Genomic DNA, 17,267 nt, shown 5'->3' on the forward strand with positions numbered 1-17,267 from the left:
GTTAGCTAACGTTATTAGCTAATCCAAGCCACCGCGCCGGCGAGCTGCCGAGTGGCTCGGCGGGTTTGGCGTAGAAGGCGGGCGTGTCGCTGAACTGGATAACTGGCTTGAGGTGGCGCAAGCGGCCGAGCGGCCCGTCGCTCTCCATCAGGAGCCCGGCGAGCTCCTGCTCGGGGAGATCAGCGACGCCCGCACTTCCATCGACGGTGCCGAGGCTCGCGAGCCAGTGGGCTACCTGCACGAGCGACACGCGCACCAGCCACGCGCCGCCCTGCTCGATGCGGCGGGCCAAGGCGGCCATGGCGCCGAGTGCGCCGAGATAGCCCGCAATATAGTCGAGAGCCTGCACCGGCAGGTTGCGCGGCGCGGCCAGCGAGCCCTGAGTGGCGGCGAGGCCCGTCACGTTCTGCACGATCGAATCGAAGCCGCGGCGCGCCGCCCAAGGACCTTCGTGGCCATAGGCGCAGATGCTGACGCAGACGATGCCGGGCCGCAGCGCCGCCACCTGCTCGGGCGAAAAGCCGCGCGCGGCAATCGTTCCGGGGCGATAGCCCTGGGTGAAGATGTCGGCGTCGCCGATCAGGCCTTTCAAGGTCTCGACACCGGATGGCTCGCGCAGGTCGACCCAGGCGCAGCGCTTGCCGTGGCCGGTATCCATCAGGAGCTCGGTCTGATAGGGCAGGTGAGGCGCGACGATATGGAGGACGTCGGCGCCGTTCTCCGCCAGCACGCGGCCACTGGTGGGGCCGGCCAGCACCCGGGTGAGATCGAGCGCGCGCACGCCCGAGAGCGGCCGGTCGCCCCTCGACAGCGGCCGCGCCGACGCTTCGCCGATCTTCACGATGTCGATCAGCGGCAGCCTCGCGATGGCGACGCCGTGCGGGTGGGCCATCCACTCATCTCGGCTGCGGGTGAGACCGCCGACGCAGTTTCCGGCGGCGATCGCCTCCTCGAGCGCGAGGCCGTCCCATTTGGCGACGGCCGCGGCCAGGGCTTCCCTGCTGTCGGCCGCGGCGCCGGCGATCCGCAAGGCGCCGGCGCGATGGTGGGCATGATTGGTATGGATGAAGACGTGCCGGCCGTCGCGGGTTGGATAGTGGCCCGTGAGCGGATCCCACGAGACGGGTTTCTCACCGTTGCGCCGCACGTAGGTGTTGGACCGCAACGAAGCGGCCGATGCGCGGCGATCGACGCTCACCGCTTGCGGCTTGCCGGTGCGCAGCCGCCAGAGGTCGGACACGGCGAGCCCCACCGCGCCCAGCGCCGCCGCGCCCGCCTCGGCGATGCGCCAGGGCGTACGGAAGACCGGGTCGCCCCCTCCGGTGATCGTGAGCCTGTCGTCGGCCCGCCTCCGACGGCCGAGAAGGGCAAGGATGTCGTGGCTGAGCATCTCGTTCATGGGCCGGCCATGATCCGGTTCAGGAGCGCCATCAGCACATCGGGGCAGGTGATGTGCGGGTTGTGACTGGCGTCGATCTCGTAATACGTCCAGCCGGGCTCCGCTTTGGCGCGTTCGCCGAACTGGCGGAAGACATCGCCGGGGCCGTTCTTCTTGGCATAGACGTAATGCCGGGGAGGCGGCGCCTCCGGCGACTCGAGCCGGATCTTCTGCTCGAAGGTCTTGATCGGTTGCGGCCGGCGACGTGGGCTTGCCCAAGCCACGTCCTCGGGCGCGGTGTCCGGCGGCATGGGGTTGACGGGAATCCTCCAGCCATCGCCCTCGTCGGCTGCCCCTGCCCGCATGTTGGCTTCCGCCCTGGCGCCGACCAGATCGAACAGGCTTTGTCCGTCCTTGGGCGCGAAGGCGTCGAGGTAGACGACACGGGCGATGCGATGCCGCGCCTTGTCCAGAACGCCCGCCGCGACCATGCCGCCATAGGAATGGCCGATCAGGGTCACGTCCTCGAGATCCTCGAATTCCAGCGCGGACACGACGTCCTCGATATGCGTCCCGAGGTCGATGCCGGGGTGCGCCAAATGGGCGCGATGGCCCAGTCCGGTGTAGGTTGGCGAAAACAACTCATGGCCAGCGGCCCGCAGAAGCGGCCGCATTTTCTTCCATGCCCACGCCGCCGACCAGGCGCCATGTGCCAACACAATGGATGCCATGCCTTTTTCTCCTCGCACTGGCGGTCATGTGCTCTAGATGCTATTACGAAGCACTCGCAATAGCTCTGAGCCATGCCAGACCAGACCATCTTTCATAGCCGCACGATAGCATTGGGCGACGCACCCGTGGGCTTTCGCGGCTATATCGTGGCGCTAGACGCGACCGTGGCCTCGGGCGCCGGTCTGCCGGGCCCGGAGCTGGAGCGGCGCCTGCTCGAGCTCGGCTTCGTCGAAGGGGCCAAGGTGGAGCTGCTGCATCAGGGGCTGCTCGGGGGCGATCCCATCGCCGTGCGCGTGGCGGCCTCGACCATTGCTCTGCGCCGGCGAGAGGCGATGGCTGTCGTGGCATCGGCAGGAGAAAGCGTCCCGTGAACGGCACGGTGGACCTCGCCCCACCCCCGCCGGAAGGGCCCGGTCCGCTGTCGTCCACATCGGCGCCGGTCGTCGCGCTGGTGGGTAACCCCAATTGCGGCAAGACGGCGCTTTTCAATGCCCTGACGGGGAGCCGGCAGAAGGTCGCCAATTATCCCGGCGTCACGGTCGAGAAGAAGACGGGCCAGCTCACCACGCCGTCAGGCCGCGCCGTCCGGGTCGTCGACCTGCCGGGCACCTATTCGCTGCGCGCCCGCTCGCCGGACGAGGAAATCACCCGCGACGTGGTGCTCGGTCGGCTGGCAAGCGATGTCACGCCCGATCTGATCGTGTGCGTGGCCGATGCCTCGAACCTTCGCCTGGCGCTCCGGCTGGTGCTCGAGCTGAAGCAGGTCGGCCGGCCGGTGCTGCTGTCGCTCAACATGATGGATATTGCCCGCAAGCGTGGCATCGAGATCGATTTCGCGAAGCTTGCCGCGGCGCTGGGCGTACCGGTCGTCAGCTCGGTCGCCGTGCGCCGGGGCGGCACCGATGCTCTCCTGGCCGAGCTCGACCGCCTTCTCGGGCGCGGTGTCGCGGGTGGCGCCTCCGATTGGCGCGCGCCCGATGCCCGCGCGCTGCGCGACGCACAGCGCGAGGCCGATCGCCTGCTCAAGCTGGCAATACGCAGCGAGGGCCGGCTGGATCCCGGAACGGCGCGGGCCGATGCCATCCTGCTCCATCCGGTCGCCGGCATCGTCATCCTGCTCGCGATCCTGTTCGTGATGTTCCAGGCCGTGTTCGCCTGGGCCCAGCCGCTGATGGACCTGATCTCCAACGGCTTCACCTGGTTCGGCGCGCTGGTCGGCAGCGCGCCGTTGCCGGAGATCCTGCGCAGCTTCCTGAAGGACGGCGTGATCGCGGGCGTCGGCAGCGTCGTGGTCTTCCTGCCGCAGATCGTGATCCTCTTCTTCTTCATCCTGCTCCTGGAAGACCTGGGCTACATGGCGCGCGCGGCCTTCCTGATGGACAAGATCATGGGCGGGGCGGGGCTGCATGGGCGCGCCTTCATTCCGCTGCTTTCCTCCTTCGCCTGCGCCATTCCCGGCATCATGGCCACGCGCGTGATCGACGATCGGCGCGACCGGCTCACCACCATCCTGGTGGCGCCGCTGATGACCTGCTCGGCGCGCATTCCCGTCTATACGCTGATCATCTCGGCCTTCATTCCCAATCGCGAGGTCTGGGGCTTCGCCGGGCTGCAGGGCCTGGTGATGTTCGGCCTCTATGCCAGCGGCATCGTCGGCGCGCTCGCCGTCTCCTTCGTGGCCAAGCGCGTCTTCTGGCGCAGCAACGCCGGCGAGCCCTTCATGCTCGAGCTGCCGGACTATAAGATCCCGCAGATCAAGAGCCTGGCGATCGGCATATGGGCCCGCGCGCTCGCCTTCCTGAAGCGGGCCGGCACGACCATTCTCTCCATGATGATCCTGATCTGGGTGCTGGCCTCCTTCCCGCCGGCGCCGGAGGGCGCTACCGAACCCGCCATCGACTACAGCCTCGCTGCCATGATCGGTCACGCCATCGAGCCGGTCACCAAGCCGCTCGGCTTCAACTGGCAGATCAACGTGGCCCTGATTCCCGGCATGGCCGCGCGCGAGGTGGCGGTGGGAGCGCTCGGTACGATCTATTCCATCGATGGCGGCGAGGAAGCGGCGGACAAGATCGGCCAGGTGCTGGCCGGCCAGTGGAGCCTCGCGACCGCGCTGGCGCTGCTTGCCTGGTACATCTTCGCGCCGCAATGCGCCTCGACGCTCGCCGTCATCCGCCGCGAGACCGGGAGCTGGAAGTGGATGGCGGTGACCTTCTTCTACATGCTGGCGCTGGCCTATGCTGCGGCCCTGCTGGTCTTCCAGGTGGCCGTGGCGCTCGGCGCCGGCTGAGCGCGACTACTCCAACTTGATGCCGAGCTTCCTGATGAGCGGGACGACGCGCCTGTCCTCCTCGGCCAGCATGGCCGCGAGCTCCTCCGGCGTGCTGGGCTTGGCGACCGCCGTGAGATCGGCGAATCGCTTGATGGTCTCGGGATCGGTCAGCACCTTGACCATTGCGTCATGCAATGTCGTCAGCACGTCGCGCGGCATGTTCGCAGGGCCGAATAGTCCCGTGTAGGTGGCGTAGGTGAAATCGGACAGCCCCTCGATCCCCGATTCCCTGACAGTCGGGACATCCGGCAGCTCGGGCACCCGTTTCTCGGACGTGACGGCGAGAGCGCGCAGCTTGCCCGCCTTGATGTGGCCGATGGCGCTGTTGAGCTGATCGACCTGGGCCGGCACCTGTCCTGCGACGACATCGATCACGGCCGCGCCGCTGCCCTTGTAGTGGACGAGCGTGTATTGCGCGCCGCTTGCCGCGCTCATCAGCTCGATCACGATGTGATTGGTGGTGCCCACGCCGGAATCGGCGATGGCGAGCTTGCCCGGCGTGTCGCGCCCGGCCTTGATGAAGTCGGCGAAGGTCTTGAGGGGCGAGTTGGGGTTCACGAGCACGACGGCGGGCACCGACTGGATATGCGAGATCGGCTGAAAGGCCGTGTGCCAGTCATAGGGGGCATTGCCGTAGATGGCGGGCACCGAGACCAGCGAATTGGCCGACACCAGAAGGTTGTAGCCGTCGGGGGCGGAGCGCGCGACCACGTCGCTGCCGATCATGCCGCTGGCGCCCGCCTTGTTCTCGACCAGGACCGTGACGCCCAGCACGTCCTTGAGCTTGTCGGCGATGATCCGCGCCGTGACGTCGATGTTCCCGCCCGGCGCGTAGGGCGCCATGATCCGGATGGGCTTTTCGGGGAAGGCGGCGGAGGCCGGGCCAGCCGCCGCCAAGGCGGCCGCGAGGCCGAGAAGCGCCATCTTTATGCGCATGTTTTCCTCTTGTTCGGTTTGCCGGACCTTAGCCCCGGAAGCGAGGATGGGGGCGGCAATTTCATCCACTGCGACGGCAAAGACGTTCGACGGCTTTTCTGCTATGCGCTACCCCGGCCTGTGGAGGCATTGGCGCATGGTGGGCGAATGAGCCAGGCCAGCGTGAAGGAGCAGGTGCGTGCGCTGCTTGACCGGCTGCCGGACGACTGCACGTTCGCGGACGTGCAACGGGCGATCGCCGTGCTGATGTGGCCCAGGCAGGAAGACGGCCGGCCCGAGCCGCCGCAGCGCCTGCCGCCCGAGGAGGTGAAGCGTCGTTTGCGCGCTTGGCTCAAGTCGGAGAAAGACGAATGAAGGACCGCGTCTCGATCGATCTCAAGGACGGCGTCGCCGATGTCCGGCTGGTCCGCGCCGACAAGATGAATGCGCTCGACGCGGCGATGTTCGATGGCATCATCGAGGCCGGCGCCAGGCTCGCCGACATGAAGGGCCTGCGCGCGGTCGTGCTGTCGGGCGAGGGCAGGGCCTTCTGCGCCGGCCTCGACATGGGAAGCTTCGCGGCGATGAAGGAGCAGGGCGACAAGGCGGCGGCCGTGCGCGACCTGCCGCGCCGCACGCACGGTATCGCCAACCGGCCGCAGCAATGCGCGTGGCTGTGGCGCACCCTGCCGGTGCCGGTGATCGCGGCCGTGCACGGCGTGGCCTTCGGCGGCGGGTTCCAGATCGCGCTCGGCGCCGACATGCGCTACGCGACCGCCGATGCGCGCTTTTCGGTGATGGAGATCAAGTGGGGGCTCGTGCCCGATCTTGCCGGCACCCAGCTCATGCGCCACCTCGCCCGCGAGGATGTGGTCCGCGAGCTCACCTATACCGGCCGCATCTTCGACGGCGAGGAGGCGCAGAAGCTCGGCTTCGTGACGCGTGTCGTCGCCGATCCGCGCGCCGCAGCGCTCGAGACCGCGCGCGAGATCGCCGCCAGGAGTCCCGACGCCATCCGGGCGGCCAAGCGCCTGCTCAATCTGGCGGTGGCGTCCGATGCGGCAGCCGGCCTGATGGCCGAGTCGGTCGAGCAGCAGAAGCTGATCGGCTCGCCCAACCAGATCGAGGCCGTGATGTCGAACTTGCACAAGCGCACCGCCAGCTTCCGGGACTGAAAGCCGTGGAGAAAGTCCTCATCATCGATCCGTCTTTGCGGTCCGCCGATGGCCATCACCTCGGCGTGTTGCAGCGATTCCGGACCGAGCTCGGCAAGCTATGGCTGGGCAGCGTGACGCTGGCCTCGCTGCACGCCTCCGACGAGTTCTGCCGCGGCGCCAACCTCATCCCGACCTTCGAGAAGTCGATTTACTATCGCACGGAATGGACACGGGCCGAGTTCTACGACGGTGCGATGAAATTCTGCACCGAGCTGAAGGCCCGGATGCGCGAGCTCCGGCTGCGACCCGGCATCATGATCTTTCCGGCCGCCGACCAGTCCACGGTGCTGGGGCTGGCGCGCTGTCTCGAGAGCTACCGGTTGCGGGAACCGCCGCAGATTCTGCTCTGGCTCATGGTGGCGCCGCACTACCGCAAGTCGGTCGACGATCCTTCCGCCGCACCGCTGCTCGACGAGTACGAAGAGGCTTTTGCCGCCCTGCGCCGGGTCGTCGGCGACGACTCCTGCATCCATGTCTGCTGCGAGACCGAGGCGATGACCGCCACCTACCGGTCCCGGGTCGGGCTGGAGATCGAGACCGTCATCGTCCACAAGCTGATCGAGCAGCCCAGGGATCGGCGCGTTCGCCGCCCGGACGAAGCGATCAGGATCGTCTGCACCGGCAACGCCAATGCGGCCAAGGGCTACTCGCTGCTGGCGGATGCGATCGAGCGGGTCAACCGGGAACGGAGCGACCTCGCCTTCCTGATCCACGGCACGGTCGAGCAAACCGACTATCCCGAGGGCAGGCAGGAATTCGGCCGGCTGGCGCAACTCGCGCCAAACGTGACGGTGCGCACCGACGTCATGTCGACCGAGGACTATCTTGCCTGGCTGTCGCAGGCCGACCTTCTTCTGCAGCCCTACGATCCGCTGGTCTACCGGGCCCGCGGCTCGGGCGTCTTTGCCGAGGCCGTGAAGCTCGGCATTCCGGTTGTCGCCACCAGGGGCTGCGACTTCTCGCGCGCGGCGATCGAGCAGGGCCGCGCGGTCGGCATCGACGCTTTCGCCTCGGAAAGCGTGGCGCAGGCGGTGCTGGTCGCCGCGGACCGTCTCGATGAGATTTCGGCCCGGGCGGCAAGCTTCGCGGCGGATCTCGGCATCGACAGGAGCCTCGAGCTGCTGCTCGCGCGGACGGTCGCGTCCGCGCAACGGCCGCGGGGCTGGATCGACAAGACGCTCAAGCGCTATCTCGGCGTCAAGGTACCGCGCATGGCCGCGCTCCCCTGATCGGAATGGCCGGCTTGCGTCGCGTTTGGTGCGGCCGCCTCGAGAACGCGCCCGAGGCGGCGATCAGCGTCCCTTGAAGACCGGCTTTCTCTTCTCGACGAAGGCCTGCACCGCTTCCTTGTGATCGGCGGTGCGCGAGGCACGCACCAGGCGCTCGGCCTCGCGGTGCAGGGCGGTTGCATAGTCGATGTGCAGTGCGTCGTCGAGATTGTCCTTCATGCTGGCGAGCGCCAGCCGCGGGCCCTCGGCCAGCGACTTCGCGAGCGCAAAGGCCTCGCCCTGCAGACTCGCGTCATCGACAACCCGGTTGACGAGGCCGATGCGCTCGCAGCGCTCGGCATCGACGCGCTCGCCCGTGAACATGAGCTCACGTGCCCGCGCCGAGCCAACGGCCCGGGTCATCAGCCAGGCAATGCCATAGTCGCCGGACAGACCGATCCTGGCATAGCCCGTGCTGACGAAGGCCGACCTGGCGGCGATCCGGATATCGCAGGCAAGGGCGAGGGCTAGCCCTGCACCCGCCGCCGCGCCGGGCAGCGCGGCGATCGTCGGCTTGCGCAGCGCCACGAGCGCGCCAGTGAGATTGGCCTGCCGCCAACGCAGGTCGGCCAGCCGCTCCTCGAAGCTCATCTGGCCGCGCGCGCCGCGACCGCCCATGCCCTTGACGTCGCCGCCGCTGCAGAAGGCGGTGCCGGCGCCGGTGATCAGGATGACGCCGACATCGGGATCCCCGCCGCGCTCGCGGATCTGGGTGCGCAGCGCCGGCGTGAGCTTGTCGGAGAGGGCATTGCGCGCCTCGGGCCGGTTGAGCGTGATCAGCGCCACGCCCTCGCGCACGACGCATAAAAGTTCATTTGTTCCGGTGTCGATTTCCATGGGACCCTCCGGCGATGACATTCCCGATCACCGAACACACCGTCAAGACGCCGCGTCACACGACGGGCTATCTCGCCTGCGGGGCGCAGGACGCGCCGCTGCTCGTCTTTTGCCACGGCTGGCCCGAGCTCTCGCTCTCCTGGCGCCATCAGTTGCCGGCCTTCGCCGCGCTCGGCTTTCGCTGCGTCGCGCCGGACATGCGCGGTTACGGCCGCTCGAGCACCTACACGCGTCACGAGGACTTCGCGCAGGAGGCGGTCGTGCAGGATATGCTCGAGCTCCTGGCGGCGCTGGGGCGCAACAATGCCGTGTGGATCGGCCACGACTGGGGCAGTCCGGTCGTGTGGAACATGGCGGCGCACCATCCCGACAAGGTCGCGGGTGTGGCGAGCCTTTGCGTGCCCTATCTTTCACAGGGCTTCACGCTCGAGGCGGTGGTGCCTCTGGTGGATCGCAAGGTTTATCCGGCCGACACCCATCCTGCCGGCCAGTGGGACTACCAGTTCTTCTACGAAGAGAGCTTCGACAAGGCCTGCAAGGGCTTCGAATCCGATGTCCGCAACGTCGTGAAGGCGCTGTTCCGCAAGGGCGATCCGAGCCGTGTCGGCCAGCCGGCGCCGACCTCGCGCGTGCGCAAGGCGGGCGGCTGGTTCGGCGGCGGCCCCGTGCCCGACGTGCCGCGCGACAACGACGTGATCACCGAGCAGGACATGGAAGCCTACGTCGCCGCACTGACGCGCAACGGCTTCTTCGGCCCCGACTCCTGGTACATGAACCACAAGGCCAACGGCGCATATGCGCGGCGGGCGGTGAATGGCGGCAAGCTCGCGATGCCCGTGCTGTTCCTGCACGGCGCCTACGACACGACCTGCGAGACCATGACCTCGCGCCTCGCCGAGCCGATGCGGGCCGACTGCGCGGACCTCACCGAAGTGGTGGTGAAGTCCGGCCACTGGATGGCGCAGGAGCAACCGGTTGCGGTCAATGCCGCGCTCGCCAGGTGGCTCGCGAGCCGGCTCCCGGGCTACTGGCAGAGCGACGCCGATTCATGAATCATTTGACGCAATTCTCGGGATATGAGACGTTTGTTTCATTCGTCCGAAGATTGGGGGAATCCGGGTGGCGGTCTGGTCGTCCGCGACATTTGATTCGAAGCTCAAGGCGCAATTCACCGCCCTCTCGCCCCAACTGCAGGAGGCGGCGCGCTGGGTGATCGATCATCCCGACGATGTCGCACTGCTGTCGCTGCGCGAGCAGGCGAGGCGGTCGGGCGTCGCGCCGGTGACGCTCACCCGCCTCGCTCAGCGCTTCGACCTCAAGGGGTATGACGATATCCGGCGGCTTTATGCCGACGCGGTGCGCAAGCGGCCGGAAAGTTTCCACGGCCGGGCCCAGGAGCTGCTGGCGCGGCACGGCAGCGGGGGCGATGCGGCGCTGGCCCGGGATGTCTTCGCGGCCCTCGGGCGTCATCTGCAGGCCCTGTCGGCGCCCGATGCCGTGGCGCGCCTCGTCGCGGCGGCGGAGCTGATCGCCGCGGCCGACCGCGTGTTCTGCCTCGGCCAGCGCTCGACCTTCGCCGTCGCCTTCATCTTCCACTACGTGCGCTCGCTGTTCGGCTCCAAGTCGGTGCTGCTCGACGGTCCCGGCGGGACCGGCCGCGACGCCCTGCGCAGCATCGGCCGCAAGGACGTGCTGCTTGCCGTCACGGCAGATCCCTACGTGCGTGAGACGGTCGAGACGGCGCGGTACGTCAAGACCCGCGGCGCCAGGGTCGTTGCCGTCACCGACAGCGATCTCTCGCCGCTTGCCGCCGTGGCCGACGGCGTCCTGCTGATCGGCACCGAGAGCCCGTCCTTCTTCCACACGATGACGCCGGCGTTCGCGGTAGTGGAGTGCCTGGCAGCCCTGGTGGCGGCCCGCCGCGGCAAGGAGACCCTGTCGGCGCTGGCGGAGAGCGAGCAGCAGCTCGCCGCCTTCAACACCTACGTGATCCGCAAGAAAAGGAAGAGAGTCCGGCCATGACCCATGTGCTGCATCGCCAGATCCGGCATGCCTATCCGGCGGCTACGCTGGGACGCGGCATGACCATCCGCGATGCCGCCGGCAAGGAGTACATCGATGCTTCGGGCGGCGCGGCGGTTTCATGCCTGGGCCATTCCGATCCCGACGTGCTGGCGGCGCTGCATGCGCAGATCGACCGTCTCGACTATGCGCATACCGGCTTCTTCACGACTGCGGCGGCGGAAGAGCTGGCCGACGAGATGATCCGCCACGCCCCGGCCGGCATCGGCCATGTCTATTTCACCAGCGGCGGCTCGGAAGGCGTGGAGGCGGCGCTCAAGCTTGCGCGGCAATACTTCGTCGAGCGCGGCGAGCCGCAGCGCCGCCACTTCGTCGCCCGGCTGCAGAGCTATCACGGCAATACCCTGGGCGCGCTGTCGGTCGGCGGCAATCTTTGGCGCCGCCGCCCCTTCGAGCCGATCCTGCTCGGCAATGTGCACCATGTGTCGCCGTGCTATGAATATCGCGGCCGCCGGAGCGACGAGACGCCGGAAACCTATGGCGAGCGTCTGGCGCAGGAACTTGCCGACAAGATCGACGCGCTTGGCGGCGACAAGGTGATCGCCTTCATCGCCGAGACGGTCGTGGGCGCCACGCTGGGCGCCGTGCTGCCGGTGCCGGGCTATTTCAGGCGCGTGCGCGAGATCTGCGACCGGCACGGCATTCTCCTGATCCTCGACGAGGTGATGTGCGGCATCGGCCGCACCGGTACGCTGCATGCCTGCGAACAGGAAGGGGTGGCGCCCGATCTCATGGTGGTGGCCAAGGGGCTGGGCGGCGGCTATGCGCCGATCGGCGCGGTCATGGTGAACGAGCGGATTGTACAGGCGCTGGCCGACGGTTCGGGCGCCTTCCAGCACGGCCACACTTACATGGGCCATCCGCTGGCCTGTGCCGCCGCGCTCGCGGTGCAGCGCGTGATCCGGCGCGACGATCTCCTGGCCAATGTCCGCCGCCAGGGCGACCATCTCGCGCGGCGCCTCAACGAGCGCTTCGGCAACCATCCGTTCGTCGGCGACGTGCGCGGGCGCGGCCTCTTCCAGGCGATCGAGCTGGTGGCCGATCGCGGCACCAAGGAACCGTTCGACCCGGCCCTGAAGCTGCATGCCCGCGTCAAGCAGGCGGCCATGGAGCGCGGGCTGATGGTCTATCCGATGGGCGGCACCGTGGATGGCGCGCGCGGCGACCACGTCCTGCTGGCGCCGCCTTTCATCGTCGACCCGGCGGCGATCGACACCATCGTCGAGCGGCTGAGCGAGGCGGTCGATGCGGCGATCGCGGCCGCAGGCAAGTGATCGAGGCGATACCCATCAACAGGAGGCAAGGATGTTCAAAGGCAAGATCATGACCGCGGGAGGGCTCGTCGCGGCGGCCCTGTTCGCCCTCTCGTCGCTGCCGGCGCCGGTCGCGGCGCAGCAGAAATTCGTCACCATCGGCACCGGCGGCGTCACCGGCGTCTACTACGCAGTGGGTGGCGCGGTCTGCCGGTTGATGAACAAGCAGCGCGCGAAGACGGGCATTCGCTGCTCGGTCGAATCGACCGGCGGCTCGGTCTTCAACGCCAATGCGATCGGCACCGGCGAGCAGGATTTCGGCATGGCCCAGTCCGACGTCCAGTACAATGCGATCAAGGGGCTGGCGCAATTCAAGGGCAAGCCGATCGCCGACCTGCGCGCGGTCTTCTCGGTCCATCCGGAGCCCTTCACCGTGCTGGCGCGTCCCGATGCCGGCGTGACCAAGTTCGAGGACTTCAAGGGCAAGCGCTTCAATGTCGGCAATCCGGGGTCGGGCACGCTCGCCTCGATGGAGGAGCTTCTGAAGCAGATGGGCTGGACCAAGGCCAGCTTCTCCCTGGCCGCCGAGCTCAAGGCCGACGAGCAGGGCACGGCGCTCTGCGACAACAAGATCGACGGCTTCTTCTACGGCGTGGGCCATCCGTCGGCGGCGATCCAGGATCCGACCACGGCGTGCAGCGCCAAGCTGATCCCGCTCACCGGCAAGGCGGTCGACGAGCTGGTCAAGGAGCATCCCTACTACGCCTACGCCACCATCCCCGGCGGGATGTATGCCCACAATCCCGAACCGACCAAGACCTACGGCGTGCTGGCGACCATGATGACATCGGCCAAGGTGCCGGACGAGGTGGTCTACGATCTCGTGAAGGCGGTGTTCGACAACTTCGACGAGTTCAAGAAGCTCCATCCCGCTTTCGCCCACCTCGATCCCAAGCACATGGTCAAGGATGGCCTGTCGGCGCCGCTGCATCCCGGGGCGGTCAAGTACTACAAGGAAAAGGGCTGGCTGTAGTCCGGCAATCGGCGAAGGGCGGCGGCCGCCGCCGCCCGCTGCTGCGAGAGGCACGAGATGAGCGACAGCACGGCACCGACCGCCTCGCGTGAGGCGCTGGAGAACCTGGTCGCGGAAGCCGATACCGGCGCGCGCAAGCCGTCGGGACCGGTCAAGCGCCTGATCTTCATCATCGCGCTCTGCTGGGCGCTGTTTCAGCTCTGGTACGCCTCGCCGCTGCCCTACCTGCTCAACGTCGGCGTGGTGAACGACGGTCAGGCGCGCGTCATTCATCTCTGCTTCGCCTTCCTGCTGGCCTTCACGAGCTTCCCGGCATTCAAGCGTTCGCCGCGCGACCGCGTGCCGGTCACGGACTGGATCCTGGCCGGCCTCGGCATCGTCTCGGCGGGCTACCTGCTGCTGTTCTACCGCGAGCTGTCGCAGCGCTCTGGGCTGCCCACCACGCCCGACGTGGTCGTGTCGGTGATCGGCGTGCTGCTGCTGCTCGAGGCCGCGCGGCGGGCGGTCGGCCCGGCCTTGGCGGTGATCGCGGCCCTCATGCTGTTCTACATGTTCGCCGGCCCCTGGATGCCGGGGCTGATGGCGCACAAGGGCACGTCGCTGGCACGCGCCTCGTCGCAGATGTGGCTCACCTCCGAAGGCATCTTCGGCGTGGCGCTCGGCGTCTCCACCAACGTCGTGTTCTTCTTCGTGCTGTTCGGCAGCCTGCTCGAGAAGGCGGGCGCAGGAAACTACTTCATCCAGCTCGCCTTCGCGCTGCTCGGCACGTTCCGCGGCGGCCCCGCCAAGGCGGGCGTCGTGGCCTCGGGCATGACCGGCATGATCTCGGGCTCCTCGGTCGCCAACACGGTCACGACCGGCACCTTCACCATTCCGCTGATGCGGCGCGTCGGCTACTCGGCCGTGAAGGCGGGCGCGATCGAGTGCGCCGCCGGCGTGAATGGCCAGCTCATGCCGCCCGTCATGGGCGCCGCCGCCTTCCTGATCGCCGAATATGTCGGGATCACCTACGCCGAGGTCGTGAAGCATGCCTTCGTGCCCGCATTCCTGACCTACGGCGCGCTGTTCTACATCGTCGATATCGAGGCGGCGAAGGCGGGGTTGCGCGGCCTGCCGCGCTCGGCCGCCGGCTCGATCTATCATTCGTTCCTGCGCGGCCTGATGACGATCTGCGGCATCATCGTGCTGAGCGGCATCGTCTACTGGGGCATCGGCTGGACCAAGGATCTGTTCGGCGATGCGGCGAGCTGGCTGATCGGCGCCGCCGCGGTCGCGGCCTATATCGGTTTGGTGCGCTACAAGGCGCGCCATCCCGATCTGCCGCAGGATGATCCGTCGAAGGCGATCGTGAAGGTGCCGGACTTCTTCGAGACCGCCCGCACCGGCCTGCACTACATGCTGCCGGTCGTCGTGCTGATCTGGTGCCTGATGGTGGAGCAGCTTTCGCCCGGCCTCAGCGCCTTCTGGGGCACGGTGTTCCTGATCTTCATCATGCTGACCCAGCGGCCGCTCGTCGCCATTTTCCGCAAGGAGGGCGAGCTCGCGGGGCATGTCCGCGAAGGTTTCCACGATCTCGCCTCGGCGCTCGAGAGCGCGTCGCGCAACATGACCTCGGTCGGCATCGCGACGGCGGCGGCCGGCATCATCGTGGGTACGGTGGCGCTCACGGGCATTGGCCTCGTGATGACCGAGATCGTCGAAAGCGCGTCGGGCGGCAGCCTGATCATCATGCTGATCCTGACGGCTTTCATCTGCCTGCTGCTCGGCATCGGCATGCCGACGACGGCGAACTACGTCGTGGTGGCGACCCTGATGGCGCCAGTCGTGGTGGAGATCGCGCAACAGAACGACCTCGCCGTGCCGCTGGTCGCCGTCCACATGTTCGTCTTCTACTTCGGGCTCATGGCGGACGTGCATCCGCCGGTCGGGCTCGCGGCCTATGCTGCGGCGGCGATCTCGGGGGCCGATCCGATCAAGACCGGCCTGCAGGGTTTCTGGTACGAGATCCGGACCGGGCTGCTGCCGTTCATCTTCATCTTCAACTCCGAGCTGCTGCTGATCGATGTCGGCGGCCCGTTCAATCTCGCGATGGTGCTCGTCTGCTCGATCGTGGCCATGGGCTGCTTCGTCGCCGCGACGCAGAACTGGCTGCTGACGCGCAACCGCTGGTATGAGACCGTGCTGCTGCTGCTGATCTGCTTCACCCTGTTCCGGCCAGGCTATTGGCTCGACAGGTTCGAGGCCCCGTTCAACGCCCATCCAGCGGGCGAGATCCTCGCCGTCGCGGGCAGCTTGCCCGAGAACGAGACGCTGCGCTTCCGCGTGATGAGCCAGAACCGCGCCGGCGAGGATGTCGAGAAGACGGTAAGGTTGACCATGAAGGCCGGCAAGGATGGCGCCGACCGCTTGCGCAGCGCGGGGCTCGGTCTCGCGCAGGGCGGCGAGCCCATGGTCCAGACCGTGCGCTTCGGCAGCGAGGCTGCCAAGTACGGGCTGGCGGCCGGTGACACGATCACCGCCGTGCTGGTGAAGGCAGACCGGCCGAGCCGCTACTGGGCGTCGATCCCGGCTTTCCTGCTGCTGGCCGTCATCGTGCTGCTGCAGTTGCGGCGCCGGAACCGATCGGGAACACATGCGGCCATTGCAGCCATGGCGTAACCATAATCGCCGGATGTAGTCTTTCTCGATTGTTCGAGAGGGATATTCGTGCGCGCGATTTCAACCGCAATTCTGGCGATCATCGGCATGGCACTCGCCATGCCCGTCCTTGCCGATCCAGGCCACGGTCATGGCAAGGGGCAGGGGCAAGGCAACGACAACGGGCAAGGCCAGGGCAACGGTCCGCCGGGCAAATGGGGCGGCAGTCCCGGCCAGCCATCCGGTCAGGTCAATATCGTGATCTCGCCGTACGACCGCACCACGGTCTACAACTACTACCGCACGGAGTACGTCGCCGGCCATTGCCCGCCGGGCCTCGCGAAGAAGCACAATGGCTGCCTTCCCCCCGGCCAGGCCAAGAAGCTGTGGGTGATCGGCCAGCCGCTGCCGGTGGGCGTCGTCTACTACCCACTCCCACCCGTGCTGCTCGGCCAGCTCTCGCCGGCGCCGGCGGGATACCAGTATGTCCGCGTCGCCAACGATATCCTGCTGATGGCCATCGGCACCCGTCTCATCGCGGGGGCCTTGGCTGATCTCAGCAGCTTCTAGGTCTTGCGAACGGCCGCGGATGCGTGGAGTTTCATGTGCGGCCGCGCTTCATCGTGCTTGCTTGCATCGTGGGCCTCGCCCTCGCCGCCATCGTCCGCAATGAAAGAGCGGCGGCGCCCATAAGCGCGGCAGCGACAGCGCGCCCGGCGCCGGCGCTGCCGGGTCTCACGATTTCAGAACGCGATCGCGACGCAATCTACGACTACTACGGCGTCGACCATCCCGACGGCGGCTGCCCGCCCGAGCTGACGAAGGAAAGCAGTGGCTGCCTTCCCGCCGGCGGCGGCAGGGGGAGCTGGGCCGTCGGCCGGCCGTTGCCGGGCCAGGTGATCCCTTATCCGCTGCCAGCCGTGTTGCTGGGGCACCTCACGCCGCCGCCGAACGGCTATCAGTATGCGCGCGTGGGAGACGATGTGCTGATCATCGACACCCGGTCGCGCATCGTCGCCGGCGCGGTCGCCGGTATCGCCGCAACTAGGACTTCGCCTTGACGGCGGCAAACCGGTCCTGGCTCGCCTTCGGCCACATCTCCCGGGGCCGATAGTACTCGCGCACCGCCGGCACGCCCTCCGGCAGGATCACCCAGGGCTGCTTGGACATGGTGAAGATGTGGATGTCGGGCGGCAGCCGGTCGGGTTCGTCGAGCGTGCCTACCCGCATGAAGCGCACGCCGTCCCCCGCCCCCGCGTAGTTGCTCCAGACCGCGATTCGGCACACCGGGCAGCGCCAGATCCGCTGGCCCTTGCCGCTGGCAGATGGCGTGTCGACCATCTCGACCTCGCCGCTCAGCAGCTCGACCCGATCGGCCTCGATCATGGCGTTGAGGGCGAAGGCCGTGCCGGTTTCGCGCTGGCACCAGCGGCAATGGCAGCAATGGACGAACATCGGCCGCGACGTCATGCGGTAGCGCACATGGCGGCAGGTGCAGCCGCCTTCGAAGATCTCGGTCTCGCTGGCCATGGTGCGAAGCTCCCGGCTAAGGTCCCGCCGACGCATAACATCGCGGCGGGAGA

Annotated in this window: 17 protein-coding genes; 12 read left to right on the forward strand and 5 right to left on the reverse strand. The window is 67.7% G+C overall.

Annotation, left to right across the window (positions count from 1 at the left end):
* Window position 1 precedes the first annotated feature (1 nt).
* Together OJF58_RS14890 and OJF58_RS14895 are read right to left on the reverse strand one after the other, a co-directional pair.
* Complete coding sequence (locus tag OJF58_RS14890) at window positions 2–1,399, reverse strand: CoA transferase (RefSeq protein ID WP_300778477.1); 1,398 nt, start codon at window positions 1,397–1,399, stop codon at window positions 2–4.
* Window positions 1,396–2,109: an alpha/beta fold hydrolase gene (locus OJF58_RS14895; protein ID WP_300778478.1), complete on the reverse strand. Its 714-nt coding sequence runs from the start codon at window positions 2,107–2,109 to the stop codon at window positions 1,396–1,398. The genes OJF58_RS14890 and OJF58_RS14895 overlap by 4 nt, the downstream gene beginning before the upstream one ends.
* Before the next feature lie 72 nt (window positions 2,110–2,181).
* Between OJF58_RS14895 and OJF58_RS14900 the strand changes: the two genes are divergently transcribed.
* On the forward strand, window positions 2,182–2,481 hold the full coding sequence (locus tag OJF58_RS14900; protein WP_300778479.1) for a FeoA family protein: 300 nt from the start codon (window positions 2,182–2,184) through the stop codon (window positions 2,479–2,481).
* Window positions 2,482–2,528: 47 nt separating this feature from the next.
* Window positions 2,529–4,400, forward strand: coding sequence for a ferrous iron transporter B (locus tag OJF58_RS14905; RefSeq protein WP_300785280.1), 1,872 nt, complete (start codon window positions 2,529–2,531; stop codon window positions 4,398–4,400).
* Between the two features lie 6 nt (window positions 4,401–4,406).
* On the opposite strand, the gene OJF58_RS14910 is transcribed toward OJF58_RS14905, so the two are convergent.
* Complete coding sequence (locus tag OJF58_RS14910; protein ID WP_300778480.1) at window positions 4,407–5,378, reverse strand: tripartite tricarboxylate transporter substrate binding protein; 972 nt, start codon at window positions 5,376–5,378, stop codon at window positions 4,407–4,409.
* A gap of 147 nt (window positions 5,379–5,525) precedes the next feature.
* Between OJF58_RS14910 and OJF58_RS14915 the strand changes: the two genes are divergently transcribed.
* The 3 genes from OJF58_RS14915 to OJF58_RS14925 are packed head-to-tail and all read left to right on the forward strand — an operon-like array spanning window position 5,526 to window position 7,803.
* Window positions 5,526–5,732, forward strand: coding sequence for a hypothetical protein (locus OJF58_RS14915; RefSeq protein WP_300778481.1), 207 nt, complete (start codon window positions 5,526–5,528; stop codon window positions 5,730–5,732).
* The gene (locus OJF58_RS14920; RefSeq protein ID WP_300778482.1) at window positions 5,729–6,532 is read left to right on the forward strand and encodes a crotonase/enoyl-CoA hydratase family protein; all 804 of its coding nucleotides are present in this window, start codon (window positions 5,729–5,731) and stop codon (window positions 6,530–6,532) included. Before OJF58_RS14915 ends, OJF58_RS14920 begins: the two co-directional genes overlap by 4 nt.
* 5 nt (window positions 6,533–6,537) lie before the next feature.
* Window positions 6,538–7,803 carry a glycosyltransferase gene (locus OJF58_RS14925; protein WP_300778483.1) on the forward strand — a complete coding sequence of 422 codons (1,266 nt, stop codon included), beginning with the start codon at window positions 6,538–6,540 and terminating at the stop codon, window positions 7,801–7,803.
* Between the two features lie 63 nt (window positions 7,804–7,866).
* Here OJF58_RS14925 and OJF58_RS14930 read toward each other — a convergent pair whose 3' ends face one another.
* Window positions 7,867–8,700: an enoyl-CoA hydratase gene (locus OJF58_RS14930; protein WP_300778484.1), complete on the reverse strand. Its 834-nt coding sequence runs from the start codon at window positions 8,698–8,700 to the stop codon at window positions 7,867–7,869.
* Between OJF58_RS14930 and OJF58_RS14935 the strand changes: the two genes are divergently transcribed.
* The 7 genes from OJF58_RS14935 to OJF58_RS14965 all read left to right on the forward strand — a co-directional run bounded on the left by OJF58_RS14935 (window position 8,694) and on the right by OJF58_RS14965 (window position 16,745).
* Window positions 8,694–9,731 carry an alpha/beta hydrolase gene (locus OJF58_RS14935; RefSeq protein ID WP_300778485.1) on the forward strand — a complete coding sequence of 346 codons (1,038 nt, stop codon included), beginning with the start codon at window positions 8,694–8,696 and terminating at the stop codon, window positions 9,729–9,731. The genes OJF58_RS14930 and OJF58_RS14935 overlap by 7 nt on opposite strands.
* Before the next feature lie 67 nt (window positions 9,732–9,798).
* The gene (locus OJF58_RS14940) at window positions 9,799–10,701 is read left to right on the forward strand and encodes a MurR/RpiR family transcriptional regulator (protein ID WP_300778486.1); all 903 of its coding nucleotides are present in this window, start codon (window positions 9,799–9,801) and stop codon (window positions 10,699–10,701) included.
* Entirely contained in the window at window positions 10,698–12,035 is a 1,338-nt protein-coding gene (locus OJF58_RS14945; protein ID WP_300778487.1) for an aspartate aminotransferase family protein, read from the forward strand. The genes OJF58_RS14940 and OJF58_RS14945 overlap by 4 nt, the downstream gene beginning before the upstream one ends.
* 31 nt (window positions 12,036–12,066) lie before the next feature.
* Window positions 12,067–13,047 carry a TAXI family TRAP transporter solute-binding subunit gene (locus OJF58_RS14950; RefSeq protein ID WP_300778488.1) on the forward strand — a complete coding sequence of 327 codons (981 nt, stop codon included), beginning with the start codon at window positions 12,067–12,069 and terminating at the stop codon, window positions 13,045–13,047.
* A 57-nt stretch (window positions 13,048–13,104) separates the two neighbouring features.
* Window positions 13,105–15,705 carry a TRAP transporter permease gene (locus OJF58_RS14955; protein ID WP_300778489.1) on the forward strand — a complete coding sequence of 867 codons (2,601 nt, stop codon included), beginning with the start codon at window positions 13,105–13,107 and terminating at the stop codon, window positions 15,703–15,705.
* A 48-nt stretch (window positions 15,706–15,753) separates the two neighbouring features.
* The gene (locus OJF58_RS14960) at window positions 15,754–16,254 is read left to right on the forward strand and encodes a hypothetical protein (protein WP_300778490.1); all 501 of its coding nucleotides are present in this window, start codon (window positions 15,754–15,756) and stop codon (window positions 16,252–16,254) included.
* Between the two features lie 35 nt (window positions 16,255–16,289).
* Window positions 16,290–16,745: a hypothetical protein gene (locus OJF58_RS14965; protein ID WP_300778491.1), complete on the forward strand. Its 456-nt coding sequence runs from the start codon at window positions 16,290–16,292 to the stop codon at window positions 16,743–16,745.
* Here OJF58_RS14965 and OJF58_RS14970 read toward each other — a convergent pair.
* The gene (locus OJF58_RS14970) at window positions 16,729–17,214 is read right to left on the reverse strand and encodes a GFA family protein (protein WP_300778492.1); all 486 of its coding nucleotides are present in this window, start codon (window positions 17,212–17,214) and stop codon (window positions 16,729–16,731) included. The two genes, OJF58_RS14965 and OJF58_RS14970, sit on opposite strands and share 17 nt — an antisense overlap.
* Window positions 17,215–17,267: the final 53 nt, after the last annotated feature.

The sequence above is a fragment of the Enhydrobacter sp. genome (assembly GCF_030246845.1).
Classification (GTDB): domain Bacteria; phylum Pseudomonadota; class Alphaproteobacteria; order Reyranellales; family Reyranellaceae; genus Reyranella.